The sequence below is a fragment of the Streptosporangium sp. NPDC006013 genome, from assembly GCF_040614275.1.
In the GTDB taxonomy this organism is placed as follows: domain Bacteria; phylum Actinomycetota; class Actinomycetes; order Streptosporangiales; family Streptosporangiaceae; genus Streptosporangium.
The window spans coordinates 1-17728 of record NZ_JBEXUE010000190.1 but is presented as its reverse complement, the minus strand read 5'-3'; the positions used below and the strand labels follow the sequence as shown (position 1 = coordinate 17728).

The window sequence follows — 17728 nt, the reverse complement described above, 5'->3', positions numbered from 1 at the left end:
CCGGTACTACCGGGTCACCGACGGAACCCATGTGGACAGCCTCTACGCCGCCTACATGTTCGGCGGCACCGCGGTCGCCCTGCTGACCGGCTCGCTGGGCGCCGCGGCCCGCCGCTCGGCCATGCTCGACGCGGCCTCGGGCGCGGCGGGCATCGTCGTCGGCACCCACGCGGTCCTGCAGGAGCGGGTCCAGTTCGCCGATCTCGGCCTGGTCGTGGTCGACGAGCAGCACAGGTTCGGCGTCGAGCAGCGCGACGCGCTCCGCGAGAAGGCCGGGGGCGGCCGCCCGCACGTGCTCGTCATGACCGCCACCCCCATCCCCCGCACGGTCGCCATGACGGTCTTCGGTGATCTCACGGTCTCCACGCTCTCCCAGCTGCCCTCCGGGCGTGCCCCGATCACCACGCACGTGGTTCCCGCCGCGGAGAAGCCGCACTTCCTCGACCGCGCCTGGACCCGGCTGCGCGAGGAGATCGGGCTGGGCCGCCAGGCCTACATCGTGTGCCCGCGCATCGGCGACCTGGAGGGCGACGAGGGCGACATGTCGAAGGCCGACGACGAGCGCAGGCCGCCGCTGGCGGTGCTCGACGTGGCCGAGACGCTCTCGCGGGGGCCGCTGCTGGGGCTCCGCACGGAGGTGCTCCACGGCAAGCTCCCTCCCGAGGAGAAGGACGCGGTGATGAAGGCGTTCACCAGGGGAGAGATCGACGTGCTGGTGGCGACCACGGTCATCGAGGTCGGCGTCGACGTCCCCAACTCCTCGGTCATGGTCATCATGGACGCGGACAGGTTCGGCGTCTCGCAGCTCCACCAGCTCCGCGGCCGGGTCGGCCGTGGCGGGCTGCCCGGTCTCTGCCTGCTGGTGACCGACTCCCCCGGCGGCACGCCCGCCAGGGCGCGGCTCGACGCCGTGGCGGCCACCCTGGACGGCTTTGAGCTGTCCCGTGTCGACCTGGAACAGCGCAGGGAGGGTGATGTGCTCGGGGTGGCCCAGTCGGGGCGCAGGTCGTCGCTGAAGATGCTCAGGCTCCTCCGCGACGAGGACGTCATCCACGCCGCGCGCCTGGACGCCGAGGCGATGCTGGAGGCCGACCCCGAGTTGGCGGGGCACCCCGTGCTCCGCGCGGAGATCGACAGGCTCCTGGCGGACGAGCGCGCCGAGTACCTGGAGAAGACCTGACGACCGGCGGAGGCGATGCCCGGCGGGGCGGTGGACGCCGCGGGGTTTCGCGGCTGTGGTCGGTGGCCGCGCCGTGGCCGGCGGACGCTCTGTGCCCAACTGCGGGGACGGCCTCCCCCCGAATGCCGTCCCCGCCTGGGCCCACTCCCGGGTCAGGTGCCGAGAGCACCGGCGTGCGGAAGGGCTCACGATCACGCCGGTCGGCCTCCCCCTGGGTCACTTGGAGGCCGCAGGAATCATCATGCAAGGGACCGGCACCTGACGGAACGACCCTTACGCTTTCGTCGCCACTCCTTGCCCACTCTTGACCTAGATCACCTACCAGGACCCTTTTGACCTGCGGTTATGTGATGCGTCGCGACACGCCGTGCTGCGCCCGGCGCATCTGAGGGCCTCCGGGGACCGGCGTCGGAACCGGCGTTGGAACCGGGGGCGGGGACGGGTGCGGGCGGTGGCCGACGGCACCGGGCGGCGGCACTGAGAGGATGGCCGGGTGAGCCGAGTCATCGCGGGAAGCGCAGGGGGGCGGCGGCTGGCAGTGCCGCCGGGGCGGGGGACCCGCCCCACGAGCGACAGGGCCAGGGAGGGGATCTTCTCCACGGTGGGGTCGCTGATCGGCCCGCTGGAGGGGTGCCGGGTGCTCGACCTCTACGCGGGCTCGGGCGCGCTCGGGCTTGAGGCGCTCTCCCGGGGGGCCGCCCGGGTGCTTCTCGTGGAGTCGGACGCCAGGGCGATCCGGACGATCAGGCAGAACGTCACCTCGCTGGGGCTGCCCGGGGCCGAGGTCGCCGCCGACAGGGTTGAGCGGCTGCTGGCCAGGGGTATCGGGGACACCGGGGAGCCGTACGACCTCGTCCTCGCCGACCCGCCGTACGTGCTGGGCGACGAGGAGGTGGGGACGGTGCTCGAACTGCTGCGCGACCGAGGCTGGCTGGCCGAGGACGCGCTCGTCGCGGTGGAACGGGAGAGCCGGGGAAGGGACCTCCGCTGGCCTGAGGGGTACGAAGAGGAGAGGGTCCGTCGTTACGGCGAAGCGTCCGTTTGGTACGGTCGCGCCGCCGGGAATCCTTAAGAGCAGGGAGTCCACCTTGCGTCGCGTTGTCTGTCCGGGATCCTTCGATCCCGTCACGAACGGTCATCTGGACATCATCGGCCGGGCTTCCCGGCAGTACGACGAGGTCGTCGTAGCCGTACTGATCAACATCGAGAAGAAGAGCCTCTTCACGGTGGACGAACGTATCCAGACTCTCCAGACGGTCACCAAGGAGTACGGGAACGTCCGCGTGGACAAGTTCCACGGCCTCCTGGTCGACTACTGCAGACAGCAGGAGATCCCCGCCATCGTGAAGGGCCTGCGCGCGATCAGCGACTTCGACTACGAGCTCCAGATGGCGCAGCTCAACTACCGGATGTCAGGGGTGGAGACCCTGTTCATGGCCACCGGGCCCGAGGTCTCCTTCCTGTCTTCCAGCCGCATCAAGGAGATCGTCAAGTATGGTGGGAGTGTGGCCGGGCTGGTTCCCGATCTTGTCCAGGAACTCCTGGTAGAACGGCTCAGGGGCTAGGCCCTGCTATTCTCTTGTTTCGGCCTTGCACGATGGCGATGATGCGCCATGCCTAACGAGAGCGAAATGACTCATCCCAACCTTGACCCCCGAGCCCCATGGGTGATCTCTACCCATGACCTGGGGCGACGACCAGGGTCGATGCGGCGGATGGACCTCGTTCTCCCGGCACCGGCGGACATCGGCGTCGACATGATCGGCGTTCCCAAGGACGCCGAAGTCGAGCTGGACATCCGGCTTGAGGCGGTCATGGAGGGTGTGCTCGTCACGGGCACTGCGCAAGCCCCGCTGCGGGGGGAGTGCGCACGCTGCCTGGAGCCGGTCATCTCGCAAGCCGAGGTGGGCTTCCAGGAGCTGTTCTTCTACTCGGCAGAGGATGCTGCCGAGGGTGACTCGCTTCTCGACGGTGAACTTCTCGACCTCGAACCCGCGTTTCGCGACGCGGTGGTGCTCACACTGCCGTTGAGCCCGGTCTGCAGTGAGGACTGCGCCGGACTCTGCGTGGAGTGCGGGGTCAGGCTGGCAGACGCCGAGCCTGATCACGGCCACGAGGTGATCGACGCCCGCTGGGCGAAGCTGCAGGGTCTGATTCCGGAACATAACAACGATCAGGAGAGCTGACGTGGCTGTCCCCAAGCGCAAGATGTCGCGGAGCAACACTCGCTCCCGCAGGTCGCAGTGGAAGGCCGCCGCGGTTTCGCTCGTGAGCTGCCCCCAGTGCCGCTCGCCGAAGCGTCCGCACGTGGCGTGCCCGACCTGCGGCACCTACAACCGCCGTCAGGTGATCGAGCCCTCCGCCTGATCGCAGTCTGACAGACGGATGCCGGCCGGGCTCCCGCCCGGTCGGCGTCACCGTCCGCCCACCCTGCGATGGCGGTCCGCCCGCGGTTGTGGTGGACGCCGGGGTTCGCGGTAGAACGCGTGCCCTCCCGGCGCCCACCACATCTTCGGGCATCTCTCGTTTCTTCGCCATCGCGCATTCGATGAGAGAGCGTGCGAGGAGAAACCGTGGGTACGAGTGTCAAACCGGTCGCCGTCGAGTTCGTCAGGGACGAGCTTGAGCGCCTTCTGTCGGTGCGCCTGGACGTCGCCATCCTGGAGCGTGCGCTGACGCACCGCTCCTACGCGTACGAGAACGGCGGCCTGCCGACCAACGAGCGCCTGGAGTTCCTGGGCGACTCGGTGCTGGGCCTGGTCGTCACCGACACCCTCTACCGCAACCACCCCGACCTGCCCGAGGGGCAGCTGGCCAAGCTCAGGGCCGCGGTGGTGAACATGCGCGCCCTCGCCGACGTGGCCCGCTCGCTGGGCCTGGGCCGCTTCCTGCGGCTCGGCCGGGGTGAGGAGGGTACCGGGGGGCGCGACAAGTCCTCGATCCTCGCGGACACCCTTGAGGCGCTCATCGGCGCGATCTACGTGAACAGGGGTCTGGACGAGGCGTTCCGCGTCGTCCACCTGCTCTTCGACCCCCTCATCACCCGCTCCGCCTCGCTCGGCGCCGGGCTCGACTGGAAGACCTCCCTGCAGGAGCTCACCGCGTCCGAGTCGCTCGGCGTGCCCGAATACCATGTCGAGGAGAGCGGCCCCGACCACGCCAAGTCCTTCACCGCGGTCGTTCGCGTCGGCGGAGAGGGGTATGGTTCGGGATCCGGCCGCTCGAAGAAGGAAGCCGAGCAGCAGGCCGCAGAGGCGGCCTGGAACAGGATCCGCCAGGACCGCGACAGACGCGAAGCCGGCTGACCCGTCGACCAAGGAGGGGTGCATGCCCGAACTGCCCGAGGTCGAGGTGGTACGCCGTGGCCTGGAGCGGTGGGTTTCCGGCAGGGTCGTCGCCCACGCCGAGGTGCTCCACCCGAGGGCGATCAGACGGCACCTTCCCGGAGCGGAGGAGTTCTCCACCCGGTTGAAGGGCCGCACCGTCGGTGCGGCGGAGCGCAGGGGTAAGTACCTCTGGCTGCCGCTGGACGGCCCCGACGCCATCCTGGCGCACCTCGGGATGAGCGGCCAGCTGCTGGTCGTGGAGCCGGACACGGCGCCGGAGAAGCACCTGCGCGTCCGGATCGGCTTCACCGACGGTGGCCCGGAGCTGCGCTTCGTCGACCAGCGGACCTTCGGCCACGTGCTGGTGACCGCCATGATCCGGGCCGGCGGCCGGACGGTGCCCGAACCGATCGCGCACATCGCGGCCGACCCGTTCGAGGGGCATTTCGACGACGAGGCCTTCGCCCGCCGGCTGCGTGCCCGGCAGACCGAGGTCAAGCGCGCGCTGCTGGACCAGTCGCTGATCAGCGGTGTCGGCAACATCTACGCCGACGAGGCTCTCTGGCGGGCCAGGCTGCACGGCGCCCGGCCCACCGGAGCGCTGACCAAGCCGAAGATCGCCGAGTTGCTGGGCGCCGCCAGGGAGGTGATGTCCGCCGCACTGGCCGAGGGCGGCACATCTTTCGACAGTCTTTACGTGAATGTCAATGGTGAGAGCGGTTACTTCGACCGTTCCCTCGCGGTCTACGGCAGGCGCGACGAGCCCTGCCCGCGGTGCGGTGCCCCGATCGTTCGCGAGTCGTTCATGAACCGTTCCTCCTACAGCTGCCCTCGCTGCCAGCCCAGGCCGAGGAGGGCCGCGGCGTGACGGACGTGCGACTGACCGCCTGGGTCAGGGGTCGTGTGCAGGGTGTGGGTTTTCGCTGGTGGACGCGGTCCAGGGCGCTGGAGCTCGGCCTGGCCGGCTGGGCGCGCAACACGGCCGACGGCCGGGTCGAGGTGGTCGCGCAGGGGCCCGAGAAGTCGTGCGCGATGCTGCTTGAGCTGCTCAGGGGCGGTGAGACGCCCGGCAGGGTGGACGGGGTCGTCGAACGTTGGAGCGAGGCCAAAGGCGGTCTTGAGGGTTTTGTCGAGCGCTGACCACTTTCCTAAACCGCCCAAAATACGGTATAGTTGACTGTCGAGAGTGCCTACTGGTGCATCCATTCGGAGCGTTCAGCTTGACCGCCTCCCTCACCGGTGCGACTCTTGACAAAGAACCACGCGCACCCCTCCCGCGGCAAAGAAGTGCGCGAACCAGTCTGGTCACTCAGCGTGGAGGACCCTTTACTATGGCGAAGGCTCTACTAGGCCACGTCGGCGGTCCCGACCCTCGTATGGTCTCGGAAATGCGTCGTCTCCAGCAGCGCATCCGTGATCTCGAGGGAGAGCTCACCCGGCTCCAGGCCCAGAACGACGAACTCGCGGCAAGTGCCCGCGACGAGGAGTTCAACCGTCTGCAGGATCGCGAGCCGGCTCTCACCTAACGGGGTCGGGGCGGAAACACACTGTCCGGGGACGCCTCACCGGGGCGTCCCTTGTCATATATGTTATTTACGTCATATATGTCCTATCTTTCATATATGTCGTGCGAGGAAGGCCAGCTGCTCGGGTAACACCCTGCGGCGATAGGCCGTGTCCTGGCATCCTTCGCTGATCCCTCCCTCGGCGGTGGCACCCAGTGCCTTCAGGGCCTTCAGCATGGTCTGGGTCTGCCGTGCCCACGCGTCGCGCTCCCCACACCCCAGCCAGACCGGGATGTTCACGAGTTCGCGCAGCGGCGCCTGCGCCGCGCTCACCGCCGGCGACGCCGCGACGACCGCCCCCACCTGTGCGGGGCCCAGCTCCGCGGCCAGTCTCAGCGCCCCCGCGCCGCCCGCCGACCAGCCCATCAGCCCGATCTTCGCGGTGTCCATCCCGTTCATGCTCAGGTAGGGCAGCAGGGTGCCCGGGATGTCGGCGGAGGGCCAGTCGTCGATGGAGGCCAGCGCGAAGCGCCCGCCCCCGGCGGCCAGGTAGCGGTCGATCGCGTAGACGTCGAACGGCGTGCGCGCATCACCCGCGGCCCCGTGAAGCATGATCACCACAGGCAGCCCGTCCGTCGCCCCCGGAGGCATCCCGACGATGACCCGGCGCCGGTCGACCTGGCTGCGCTGGAGCGTTCCAGGAGACGTCACCGGGGGCGCGGGGACCGCGCCGCAGACGATCTGGGCGTACGCCCCCCTGATGCCGTCCGGGCCGGCCGCCAGCGCGGCGCCGCCGAGGCCCAGCGCGGTCAGCCCGCCGCCCACCAGGAAGGCGCGCCGCCCGAGATGACCCCTGCCGCTCGATGGGCGTGACGGAGCTCCGTCAGCACCGCGTTCCGCGTTCATGCAGGGCACCATAGGCGGTGTGCGGGCGGGTGCGGGTGAAGAACGGTAGTCTTCCCGCGTTGGCGAAGCCGTGGGGTGACAGGGAAGACGCGTTCATCGGCGCCCGGGGCACGGCGCGTGATACGCGGGCCGGCGCGGCCGCACCGTGAATGGGGGGCTCTCTTTGTATCTCAAGACCCTTACCCTGCGCGGTTTCAAGTCCTTCGCCTCGGCCACCACGCTCCGCTTCGAGCCGGGCATCACCGCGGTCGTCGGCCCCAACGGATCCGGCAAGTCCAACGTGGTCGACGCCCTGGCCTGGGTCATGGGGGAGCACAGCGCCAAGTCGTTGCGCGGCGGCAAGATGGAGGACGTCATCTTCGCCGGCACCTCCTCGCGGGCACCGCTGGGCCGCGCCGAGGTCACGCTGACCATCGACAACACCGACGGCATGCTCCCGATCGACTACACCGAGGTGACGATCAGCCGCCTGATGTTCAGGGCCGGCCAGAGCGAGTACGCCATCAACGGCGACACCTGCCGCCTGCTCGACATCCAGGAGCTGCTGTCCGACTCCGGCATCGGCCGCGAGATGCACGTCATCGTCGGCCAGGGCCAGCTCGACCAGGTGCTGCACGCGGGACCCGAGGAGCGCCGGGCGTTCATCGAGGAGGCCGCAGGCGTCCTGAAGCACCGCAAGCGCAAGGAGAAGGCGCTGCGGAAGCTCGACGCGATGCAGGCCAACATGACCCGGGTACAGGATCTCACCACCGAGCTGCGCCGCCAGCTCAAACCGCTGGGCCGCCAGGCCGAGATCGCCCGCAAGGCCGCCGTCATCCAGGCGGACCTCCGCGACGCCAGGCTCCGGCTGCTCGCCGACGACGTGCTCACCCTGCGGACCACCCTGGAACGGGAGATGGCCGACGAGGCGGCGGTCCTCGCCCGCCGCACCGCTGTGGAGACCGAGCTGGAGCAGGGCCAGGCCGCCGAGGCCGAGCTGGAGGCCGCCGAGGCCGAGGCCCAGCCGCGGCTGGCCGCCGCGCAGGAGACGTTCTTCCGGCTCTCCTCCCTTCGCGAGCGCCTCAGGGGCCTGGCGGGACTCGCCGCCGAGCGGCACCGGCACGCCACCGACACCGCGGTGGAGCGGCGGGGGCGCGACCCGGAGGACTTCGAACGTGAGGCCGAGGAGGTCCGCGAGCAGGAGCGGGTCCTGGTCGAGCTGCTCGAGGGGGAGCGGGAGTCGCTCGCGGAAACCGTGGCCAGGCGCACCGAGACCGAGGCCGCACTCGCCGCGGAGGAGCGGCGGCTGGCCGCGGAGGCCAGGGCCGCCGCCGACCGGCGCGAGGGCCTGGCCAGGCTCAGGGGGCAGGTCGGGGCGGCGCGCAGCCGGGCGGGGGCCGCCGAGGAGGAGATCGGCCGGTTGCGGCGCTCGCTGGAGGAGGCCGAACAGCGCGCCGAGGAGGCCCGCGCCGAGCACGACAGCCAGGAGCTGGCCGAACCGGCCGCCGATCCGGCCCTCGCCGAGGAGCTGGAGATCGCCCTGGAGACGGTCGAGCAGGCCAGGGAGTCCGTCGAGTCGGCCAGGGCCGGGGTCGAGGAGGCCAAGGCGGCCGTCGCGGGCCCGAACGCCGCGCTCGGCGCCGCCCGGGCCGCCCTCGCCGCGGCACGCAAGGCCGACCAGCAGGCGCAGCGCCAGGTGGCCGCGCTGGAGGCCAGGTTCGAGGCGCTGGAGCTGGGCCTGGCCGGTGGTGCCGACGGTGGCGCCGCGCTGCTCGCCGCCGACCTGGCCGGGGTGCTCGGGCCGGTGGCGACCATGCTGTCGGTGCGGCCCGGTGCCGAGGTGGCCGTCGCCGCCGTGCTCGGGGCCGCCGCCGAGGCCGTCGCCGTCGAGTCGCTGCAGAGCGCGGCCGACGCCATCGAGTTCCTCCGGGGCCGCGACGGCGGCCAGGCCGGCCTCGTCATCGCCGCCGGTGAAGCGGCGGTCCCGCCGGGCCAGGTGCCGCAGGCGGGCGCGGAGTGGGCGATCGACCTGGTCACGGTCTCCACCGAGCTGCGGGCCGCCGCCACCCACCTGCTGGCGGGCGTGCTGGTCGTGGACGATCTCGCGACCGCGAGGAAGACGGTCGAGCAGTATCCCGGGCTGCGGGCCGTGACCCGCTCCGGCGACCTCCTGGGTGCCCACGCCGCCGTCGGCGGCGGTTCGGCGGGCGCCACCTCCGCCATTCAGATGCGGGCCGCGCTCGACGAGGCGACCGCCGACCTGGCCGAGGCCAGGGGCGCCGCCGAGCTTGCGGCGACGGAGCTGGAGGAGACCGCGGAGGCCGAGGGAGAGGCGCAGCTCGCGGTCGAGACCGCCCAGGCGCGGGTCGCCGAGGCACAGACGGGAGTGCAGAACAGACAGGCCGGGGTCAACGCGGCACAGGCCGCCCTGGACCGGGTCAGGGCGAGACAACGCGACGCGGACCAGAAGGTCGCCGCGGTGGCCAGGCGGCTCGCCCAGCTGGACGCCGCCGCCAGGGCGGCCCGCGACGAGTGCGAGCGCCTGGCCGCGGGCGTACGGGCCGCCGAGGAGGCGCGGGACCGCGACGCGGCCGGCCTCGCCGAGCTGGAGGAGCGGCTCGCCGCGGCCGTGGGTGCCGAGGAGCGACAGAGCGAGCCCAGCACCGACCACCGCGGCGAGCTCGCCGAGATCTGCGCGACGGCCAGGCAGGACGAGATGGAGGCCCGCCTCACGGTACGGACGGCGGAGGAGCGGGTCAGGGGCATCGACGGCAGGGCGGAGGAGCTGACCCGCGCCGCGGAGCGCGAGCGCGAGGAGAGGTCCAGGGCGGCCGAGCGCAGGGAGCGGCGGCGCGAGCAGGCTCGGACGGCCCAGGCGGTCGTCAGGGGCGCGGAGCTGGCGCTGCGCACGCTGGAGACCTCCCTGGCCGCCGCCGCGGGAGAGCGCGACGAGGCGGAGCGGGCCCGCGGGCAGATCGACGCCTCGCTCAAGGCGGTCAGGATCCGGGTCCGTGAGCTCACCGGTGAACTGGACAAGCTGGTCAACCGGGCACACGGCAGCGAGGTGGCCCGCACCGAGCAGCGGCTCCGCCTGGAGCAGCTCCAGGAGCGGGCGGTGGAGGAGTACGGCGTCGAGGCGGACACCCTCATCGCCGAGTACGGCCCCGGCGAGCCGGTTCCGACGGCGGACGGCGAGCCCGTCCCCTACGACCGCGAGGAGCAGCTCAAACGGGCCAGGGTGGCCGACCGGCAGATGGCCCAGCTCGGCAAGGTCAACCCGCTCGCGCTCGAGGAGTTCGCGGCCCTTGAGGAGCGGCACTCGTTTCTCACCTCGCAGCTGGAAGACCTCAAGAAGACCCGCCGCGACCTGCTGCTCGTGGTCAAGGAGGTCGACGAGCGGGTCGAGCAGGTCTTCGGCGCCGCCTTCGCGGACGTGGCCCGCGAGTTCGAGACGATCTTCACGCGAGTGTTCCCCGGAGGTGAGGGCAGGCTGCTGCTCACCGACCCGGAGGACATGCTGACCACCGGTGTCGAGGTCGAGGCCCGGCCGCCGGGCAAGAAGGTCAAGCGGCTGTCGCTGCTGTCCGGTGGCGAGCGGTCGCTGACCGCGGTGGCGTTCCTCGTGTCCATCTTCAAGGCGCGGCCCTCGCCGTTCTACGTGATGGACGAGGTCGAGGCCGCGCTGGACGACACCAACACCCAGCGCCTGCTCACCCTCTTCGAGGAGCTCAGGCAGACCTCGCAGATCATCATCATCACCCACCAGAAGCGCACCATGGAGATCGCCGACGCGCTGTACGGCGTGTCGATGCGTGGGGACGGCGTCACCCAGGTCATCAGCCAGCGCCTGAGGGAGAACGAGTCCGCCTGAATCCTCCGGGTTTCCGGAGGGTCCGTGTGGTGGTCCGGGGCCGCCCTCGGGATGAAGCGGTGGGAGGTCGCGAGCCTGCCCGGGTTTCCGGGGGTGGTCCCGGAGGGCCGGGGCGGTGCGGGGCCGGGAGGTCGTGAGCCCGTTCCGGTGCTCGGAGGTGGTCAGGGGCCGCGGGTCCGTCCGGGTTTTCGCGGACGGTCCAGGGCGGTCCGCGCGATGAGGTGGTGACCGACGGTGAGGGACCGCGAACCCGTCCGGACCCCTTGAGGTCGGAGCATCCCGGGGCGTCTGGAAAACTGTGGTCTTGTGGAAGCCTATCTCGGCATAATCGCGATCATCGTCGTCGTCGCCCTGCTGGCGGCCGGCGGCATGCTCCTGCTGTTCAGGAGGGGGGGCACCAGCGCGCCGCCGCGGGTCGAGGCGCCCGAGGCGCCGCCGGCCCCCGAGGAGACGCGGGCCCCCGGCAGGGGCGCGGTCATGGACGACGAGGCGACGACCACCGTGCCGCCGCCGGCCAGGCCGGTCGAGCCCGAGGCCGCCGTCATCCCGGAGATCGAGATCCCGCCGCCGTCCGCCGGCCGGATGGTGCGGCTCCGCGCCCGGCTGGCCCGGTCGCAGAGCACCCTGGGCAAGGGGCTCCTGGAGCTGCTCTCCCGTGACCGTCTCGACGACGACGCCTGGGACGAGATCGAGGAGACCCTGATCACCGCGGACGTCGGCGTGGCGCCGACCCGGGCGATGGTCGACGAGCTGCGTACCCGGGTGAAGGTGCTGGGCAGCCGGACACCCGAGGAGGCGCGCGCCCTGCTCAGGGAGCAGCTGCTCGCCCAGATCGGTACCGACATGGACCGTACGCTGCACGTCAAGCCGCACGGTGAGCGTCCCGCGGTGGTCCTCGTGGTCGGGGTCAACGGCACCGGCAAGACCACCACCACCGGCAAGCTGGCGCGCGTCCTCATCGGCGACGGCGGCAAGGTCGTGCTGGGCGCCGCCGACACCTTCCGTGCCGCCGCCGCCGACCAGCTGCAGACCTGGGGAGACCGGGTCGGAGCCGCGGTGGTACGCGGCCCGGAGGGCGGCGACCCCGCCTCGGTGGCCTTCGACGCCGTTGCCGAGGGCATCGGCGAGAAGGCCGACGTGGTGATCGTCGACACCGCCGGGCGGCTGCACACCAAGACCGGCCTGATGGACGAGCTCGGCAAGGTCAAGCGCGTCATCGAGAAGAAGGCCACCGTCGACGAGGTCCTGCTCGTCCTCGACGCCACCACGGGCCAGAACGGCATGCGCCAGGCCCAGGTGTTCGCCGAGGTGGTCAACATCACCGGCATCGCCCTGACCAAGCTCGACGGCACCGCCAAGGGCGGCATCATCATCTCCGTCCAGCGCGAGCTGGGCGTCCCGGTCAAGCTGGTCGGTCTCGGCGAGGGGCCCGACGACCTCGCCCCGTTCGACCCCGAGGTCTTCGTGGACACGCTCCTCGGGGGGTGAGTCCCGCCGGGCCGGTCGGTCTCATGGGGAGGCCGGCCGGCGTGGTCCGGTTCGATCCCGGGGTCTTCGTGGACACGCTCCTCAGCGGGTGAGGCCGGCCCGAGCCCCGCCGCGCCCGCCCTCAGCGCGGGACGTGGGACCGGGTGCCGATGGGGACGACCAGCGGGGTGCCGGCCACCGGGTCCTCGATGACCTTGGCGTCCAGCTCGAAGACCTCCGCCAGCAGGGCCTCGGTGAGCACCTCGGGCGGGGGGCCGGCGGCGACGACCCTGCCGTCCCGCATGGCCACCAGGCGGTCGGCGTAGCGGGCGGCGAGATTCAGGTCGTGCAGGACCATCACCACGGTGCGGCCCAGTTCGCCGTGGAGCCTGCGTACCAGTTCCAGCACCTCGATCTGGTGGGCGAGGTCGAGGAAGGTCGTCGGCTCGTCGAGCAGCAGCAGGTCGGTGCCCTGGGCGAGGGCCATGGAGATCCAGGCCCGCTGCCGCTGCCCGCCTGACAGCTCGTCCAGCGGGCGGTCGCCCAGGTCGAGCAGGCCGGTCATGGCCAGGGCCGCGTCGACCGCGGACTCGTCGTCGGACGACCACTGCCGGTACCAGGTCTGGTGCGGGTGCCGCCCCCTGGAGACCAGATCGGCGACGGTCAGCCCCTCGGGTGCCGAGGGGGACTGGGGCAGCACGCCCAGGATCCTGGCGACCTCCCTGCTGGGCATCCTGTCGATGCGCTTGCCGTCCAGCAGTACCTCGCCGCCGGACGGCTTGAGCAGCCGCCCCATGGCGCGCAGCAGCGTGGACTTGCCGCACCCGTTCGGCCCGATGACGGCGGTCACCGTCCCGGTCTCGATCCCGAGGTCGAGGCCGTCGACGACGACGCGGTCCCCGTACCCCAGCTTGAGGTCAACGGCCTGGAGTCTCACGTACGGGCCTTCCTGCGCACACGGATGAGGAGATAGATCAGGTAGGGGGCGCCGATGACTCCGGTGACCACGCCCACCGGCAGCTCGACGGGGCTGAACGCGGTCCTGGCGACCAGGTCCGCGCCGACGGTGAGGACCGCGCCGGCCAGGGCCGAGACGACCAGCGGGGGCTGTGCCACCCCGGCCAGGCGCAGTGCGATCTGCGGTGCGGCCAGGGCGACGAACGCGATCGGCCCGGCGGAGGCGGTCGCCGCCGCCGCGAGGAGTACGGCCGCGAGGATCATCAGTCCCCTGGTGAGGTTCATCCGCACCCCCAGGCCGGTCACGGTGTCGTCGCCGAAGCGCAGCGCGCCGAGTGAGGCGGTGCCGAGCAACGCCGGTGGGACGAGCACGGCCAGCGCGATCACGACCGGCACCACGTGCTCCCAGCCCCGGCCGTTCAGCGAGCCGCTGATCCAGACCATGGCCCGGCTGCTGTCGTTGACGTCGCCGACGGTCAGCAGCCAGAACTTGAGGTTGGTGCAGATCGCCGAGACGCCGATGCCGACCAGGACCAGCCGGTAGCCGTCCATGCCTTTGCGCCAGGCCAGCAGGTAGACGGTCAGCGCGCCGATCAGGCCGCCGAGCAGGGCCGCCGCGGGGACGCCCGCCTCGGCGAGGACGCCGCTCACGCCGCCCCAGGTGTTTCCCGCCGCCACGATGACCGCGACCACGGTCACGCTGGCGCCGGTGGTGACGCCCAGGATGTCCGGGCTGGCCAGCGGGTTGCGGGCGATGGCCTGGACGATCGCCCCGGACAGGGCGAGCGCCGCGCCGACTCCGGCGCCGGTCAGCGCGCGGGGAAGCCGGAGTTGCATGACGACGAAATGGTCGGGCCCGTCGCCGGTGATGGCGCGGAAGACCTCGGAGAGGCTCATCGGGATGTCGCCGAGGCGCATGCTGAGCGCCATGAGCAGCACCGTTGTGCCCAGCAGCGCCAGTGCGGCGGCGACGGAGCGCGGCCGGAGCAGCCAGGAGGCGGGGCCGATGCGCAGCGCTCGCCTGCTCACGAGGTCCGGGGGCGCGGTGGAGGTCACAGCCGCACCGGCCTTCTGCGCCGTACCAGGGCTATGAAGAACGGCGCGCCCGCGAGGGCGAGGACCACACCCACCTCCAGCTCGCCGGGATGGGCCACCACGCGGCCGATGACGTCGGCGAGGAGCAGGGCCGAGGCGCCCGCCAGGCCGGAGTACGGCAGCAGCCAGCGGTGGTCGGGGCCGGAGAGCGGCCGGGTGAGGTGCGGGACGATCAGGCCGACGAAGGCCAGCGCGCCGCAGACCGCCACGGAGGCGCCGCTGAGCAGGGTGATGGCGATGATGCCGACGGCGCGGGTCAGGGCGATGTTCTGGCCGAGCGCGCGGGCGACGTCCTCGCCCAGGGAGAGCGCGTTGAGGCCGGGCGCGTTGACCAGGGCCGTGATCAGGCCGACGGCGATGAAGGGGAGCACCTGCCAGGCCACGTCCGCGCCCCTGGCCGCTATCGACCCCAGTTGCCAGAAGCGGAAGGTGTCCATGGCCTGTTCGTCCAGCAGCACCAGCGCCGAGGTGAGCCCGTAAAGGAAGGCGCTGACGGCGGTGCCCGCGAGGGCCAGGGTCACCGGCGTGGGGCCGCCCCGGCCACCGGCCATGCCGAGGGCGAACACCCCGGCGCTGGCGATGAGGGCACCGGCGAGGCCGAACCAGATGTAGCCGTACGGGCTGCCGACCCCCAGGACCACGATGCTGAGGACCATGGCGAAGGCCGCACCCTGGGTGACGCCGAGCAGTCCCGGGTCGGCCAGCGGGTTGCGGGTGTGGCCCTGCATGAGGGCGCCCGCGACGCCGAGGGCGATCCCGGCCATGACGCCGATGGCGGTTCGGGGGATGCGCAGCGACCGGACGATGATGTCGTTCTCGGTGCCGGTGGGGCCGGTGAGCGCGTGCCAGACGTCGGCCGGCGGGATCGGTTTGGCGCCGAACGCGAGGCTCAGCGTGACCGTCGTCGCCAGGAGCGCGAGCAGTCCGCCCAGCACGAGGAGGCGGCGGTTGTGGGTTCTCCGGACGGTGCCGGGCGGGGCGGCCCGTGGGACGGACGTCGTATTGATCACCTGACCTCCCCTTTTTTGCGTGATCGATGCTGAGTATGCCAGTTTAGGTATGGCTAAGCTAAATAAGGCTTGCCTAAACTTTGTGAGGAGATCCAGGAACATGAGAGCACTGCGCGCCCTGGCCGTCGGAGTGGTGGGAGTCGCGCTGTCCGCGGGTCTCGCCGCCTGCGGATCGAGCACCTCGGAGACCTCCGCGACCGCCGCGGAGACCTCCGGCGCGTCCGCGGCCCCCGCGGCGAGCGACACGGCCGCCTTCCCCAGGACCGTGAAGCACGTCATGGGAGAGGCGACGATCCCCGCCCAGCCCAAGCGGGTCGTGGCCCTCGACCAGAGCTTCGTCGACGCGGTGCTGACCCTGGAGACCGAGGTCGTCGGTTTCACCAGTTACCGGGGGATCGAAGGGGAGCTCCCCGACTACCTGACCCCGGTCCTCGGCCACGCCAAGGAGGCCACCTCGGTCGGGACCCTGGAGCAGCCCAGCCTGGAGCGGATCCTCGAGCTCAAGCCCGACCTGATCGTCTCGGCCAAGGTCCGCCACGAGGCGCTGTACGACAAGCTGTCGCAGATCGCGCCGACGGTGTTCAGCGAGACCACCGGGGCCATCTGGAAGGAGAACCTCAGGCTCGTGGGCCAGGCCCTGGGCAAGGAGGACCTCGCCGAGCAGAAGATCAAGGAGTACCAGGACCGCGCCGTCCGGATCGGTGAGTCCATCAAGGCCAAGGAGGGCAGGCTGCCCACCGTCTCCGTCGCCCGCTTCGCGGGTGAGCCGACGGTCCGGCTGTACGTGGAGAACTCCTACTCGGGCCTGGTGCTCAAGGACGTCGGCTTCCCGCGTCCCGAGGACCAGCCGACCGTGACCGACACGATCATGGTTCCGATCAGCCAGGAGAACATCTCCCAGCTCGACGCCGACCACATCTTCGTCGCGGCCTACGAGGACCCGGCGGTCGGGCCGGTCAAGGAGAAGTTCGAGGCCAACCCGCTCTGGGGCAAGCTCAAGGGCGCCAAGCACGACGTCAGCGACACCATCTGGATGAGCGCCGTCGGCATCCAGGGCGCGCACGCCATCCTCGACGACCTCGCCAAGATCTTCGAGGTCGACCCGGCCAGGGCCGGCTGACCGGCGGGTAGGGGCGGGACGCCTGTCCCGCCTTCCGGCGCCGGGACCGGCACGGGGCCGACGCGCCGTGCCGGTCCCCGCCTGTCGCGGCCGGTCCGCGACGGGAACGCGCCCCCGAGCGGCGCCTGCTCAAACACTGATCAATTTCAGGTACCCGCGCATCACATACTCGGAGGCGACCACGGTACGAGCCGTGTCCGCCAGGGAGAGCGGGCGGTGAACCGCCAGGGGCGCCGGGCCGTCTTCCAAGTGGTGATTAAGTCCCCAACGCGTGGGAAGCGGGGAGACGTGGAGATGGGTCTCGGAACTTCTGCGGGCGCAGGCCCCGGCCCGGCGGCGGGTCCAGGGGGCGTGGTGGTTGACATTTTTCCTAACCCGAAAGTTATTGCTACCTGGGGTTATGTGATGATAGACACACCTTCGACTGAATCCGGAGAACGATGTTACGATATTGATACTTGTTCGGCTGTAGGGCGTGTCGTACCCGCCGTTGGCGCAGTCAGCGAGCAGTCTCCCGATCACGCAGGGCTTTTAACGGCCCCCTTACGGGGTGCCTGCGAGCATCGGCTACGCCGTCAGAAAGGGTGTAGCACAGTCTCGCCGGGCGGTAGCGGGGGGAAAAGCACGAGGGGGATCCAATGATCACGATGACGGAAGAGCAACGCCAGGACTGGTTCGAGCGCGACGTCGTGCCGGTCACCAGCCAGCTCTACGCGTCCGCGATGCGCCTGACCCGCAACACCGCCGATGCGGAGGACCTGGTCCAGGAGACCGTCACCAAGGCGTTCACCTCGTACCACCAGTTCCGCGAGGGCACCAACCTCAAGGCGTGGCTGCACCGCATCCTGACCAACAACTTCATCAACGACTACCGCAAGAAGCAGCGCTCGCCCAAGCTCTCGGCCGCCGAGGAGATCGAGGACTGGCAGCTCGCCGCCGCCGAGTCCCACACGTCCAGCGGTCTCAAGTCCGCCGAGACCGAGGCGCTGGAGCAGCTGCCGGACAGCGCGGTCATGAACGCCCTGCGTGCCCTGCCCGAGGACTTCCGGGTCGCCGTCTACCTGGCCGACGTCGAGGGCTTCGCCTACAAGGAGATCGCCGAGCGGATGGGCACCCCCATCGGCACGGTCATGTCCCGCCTCCACCGGGGTCGCCGCCAGCTCCGCACCATGCTTGAGGACTACGCCCGCGAGGAGGGCGGCCTCCGCTCGGCCATCGAGCAGGCCCAGGTGGCCTGAGTCGTTTTTGCGGTGGCGATGGGGCGGACGGGCCTGTCGGGCTCGGCAATCGAGCAGGCCCAGGTTGCCTGAGT

General features: G+C 71.1%; 17 protein-coding genes. 13 read left to right on the top strand and 4 right to left on the bottom strand.

Going from position 1 to position 17728, the window contains the following annotated elements:
* The 9 genes from ABZ260_RS26515 to ABZ260_RS26475 all read left to right on the top strand — a co-directional run.
* Positions 1-1180, top strand: a 1180-nt coding sequence (locus ABZ260_RS26515) for a helicase-related protein (protein WP_355622867.1), incomplete at its 5' end; no start/stop codon positions are given.
* Between the two features lie 493 nt (positions 1181-1673).
* Positions 1674-2252: a 16S rRNA (guanine(966)-N(2))-methyltransferase RsmD gene (rsmD, locus tag ABZ260_RS26510; protein WP_355622864.1), complete on the top strand. Its 579-nt coding sequence runs from the start codon at positions 1674-1676 to the stop codon at positions 2250-2252.
* A gap of 16 nt (positions 2253-2268) precedes the next feature.
* The gene (gene coaD, locus ABZ260_RS26505; protein ID WP_030913570.1) at positions 2269-2745 is read left to right on the top strand and encodes a pantetheine-phosphate adenylyltransferase; all 477 of its coding nucleotides are present in this window, start codon (positions 2269-2271) and stop codon (positions 2743-2745) included.
* 66 nt (positions 2746-2811) lie between these two features.
* Complete coding sequence (locus ABZ260_RS26500; RefSeq protein WP_350914817.1) at positions 2812-3366, top strand: YceD family protein; 555 nt, start codon at positions 2812-2814, stop codon at positions 3364-3366.
* Position 3367: 1 nt separating this feature from the next.
* On the top strand, positions 3368-3547 hold the full coding sequence (rpmF, locus tag ABZ260_RS26495) for a 50S ribosomal protein L32 (RefSeq protein WP_012894381.1): 180 nt from the start codon (positions 3368-3370) through the stop codon (positions 3545-3547).
* Positions 3548-3813: 266 nt separating this feature from the next.
* The gene (gene rnc, locus ABZ260_RS26490; protein ID WP_350914927.1) at positions 3814-4485 is read left to right on the top strand and encodes a ribonuclease III; all 672 of its coding nucleotides are present in this window, start codon (positions 3814-3816) and stop codon (positions 4483-4485) included.
* A 22-nt stretch (positions 4486-4507) separates the two neighbouring features.
* Positions 4508-5374, top strand: coding sequence for a bifunctional DNA-formamidopyrimidine glycosylase/DNA-(apurinic or apyrimidinic site) lyase (gene mutM / locus ABZ260_RS26485; protein WP_350914820.1), 867 nt, complete (start codon positions 4508-4510; stop codon positions 5372-5374).
* Positions 5371-5646, top strand: a complete 276-nt coding sequence (locus ABZ260_RS26480) for an acylphosphatase (protein WP_355622859.1) — start codon at positions 5371-5373, stop codon at positions 5644-5646. The genes mutM and ABZ260_RS26480 overlap by 4 nt, the downstream gene beginning before the upstream one ends.
* 191 nt (positions 5647-5837) lie before the next feature.
* Positions 5838-6032: a hypothetical protein gene (locus ABZ260_RS26475; RefSeq protein WP_084195478.1), complete on the top strand. Its 195-nt coding sequence runs from the start codon at positions 5838-5840 to the stop codon at positions 6030-6032.
* Positions 6033-6122: 90 nt separating this feature from the next.
* On the opposite strand, the gene ABZ260_RS26470 is transcribed toward ABZ260_RS26475, so the two are convergent.
* Entirely contained in the window at positions 6123-6917 is a 795-nt protein-coding gene (locus ABZ260_RS26470; protein ID WP_355622856.1) for a dienelactone hydrolase family protein, read from the bottom strand.
* Positions 6918-7080: 163 nt separating this feature from the next.
* Here ABZ260_RS26470 and smc point away from each other — a divergent pair, with 163 nt between their 5' ends.
* On the top strand, positions 7081-10767 hold the full coding sequence (gene smc, locus ABZ260_RS26465; RefSeq protein ID WP_355622853.1) for a chromosome segregation protein SMC: 3687 nt from the start codon (positions 7081-7083) through the stop codon (positions 10765-10767).
* 306 nt (positions 10768-11073) lie between these two features.
* Positions 11074-12255: a signal recognition particle-docking protein FtsY gene (gene ftsY, locus ABZ260_RS26460; RefSeq protein ID WP_355553896.1), complete on the top strand. Its 1182-nt coding sequence runs from the start codon at positions 11074-11076 to the stop codon at positions 12253-12255.
* A 121-nt stretch (positions 12256-12376) separates the two neighbouring features.
* On the opposite strand, the gene ABZ260_RS26455 is transcribed toward ftsY, so the two are convergent.
* Genes ABZ260_RS26455 through ABZ260_RS26445 form a run of 3 tightly spaced genes read right to left on the bottom strand, consistent with a single transcriptional unit; the run spans position 12377 to position 15296 of the window.
* Complete coding sequence (locus tag ABZ260_RS26455) at positions 12377-13171, bottom strand: ABC transporter ATP-binding protein (RefSeq protein WP_355622850.1); 795 nt, start codon at positions 13169-13171, stop codon at positions 12377-12379.
* Positions 13168-14247 carry an iron chelate uptake ABC transporter family permease subunit gene (locus ABZ260_RS26450; RefSeq protein ID WP_355622847.1) on the bottom strand — a complete coding sequence of 360 codons (1080 nt, stop codon included), beginning with the start codon at positions 14245-14247 and terminating at the stop codon, positions 13168-13170. The genes ABZ260_RS26455 and ABZ260_RS26450 overlap by 4 nt, the downstream gene beginning before the upstream one ends.
* Positions 14244-15296, bottom strand: a complete 1053-nt coding sequence (locus ABZ260_RS26445; RefSeq protein ID WP_355622844.1) for an iron ABC transporter permease — start codon at positions 15294-15296, stop codon at positions 14244-14246. The genes ABZ260_RS26450 and ABZ260_RS26445 overlap by 4 nt, the downstream gene beginning before the upstream one ends.
* A 100-nt stretch (positions 15297-15396) precedes the next feature.
* On the opposite strand from ABZ260_RS26445, the gene ABZ260_RS26440 reads away from it, so the two are divergent.
* Both ABZ260_RS26440 and ABZ260_RS26435 read left to right on the top strand, forming a co-directional pair.
* The gene (locus tag ABZ260_RS26440) at positions 15397-16416 is read left to right on the top strand and encodes an iron-siderophore ABC transporter substrate-binding protein (RefSeq protein WP_355622841.1); all 1020 of its coding nucleotides are present in this window, start codon (positions 15397-15399) and stop codon (positions 16414-16416) included.
* A 638-nt stretch (positions 16417-17054) separates the two neighbouring features.
* A complete protein-coding gene (locus ABZ260_RS26435) occupies positions 17055-17654 on the top strand; it encodes a sigma-70 family RNA polymerase sigma factor (protein ID WP_355553882.1) in 600 nt (199 codons plus the stop codon).
* Positions 17655-17728 lie beyond the last annotated feature (74 nt).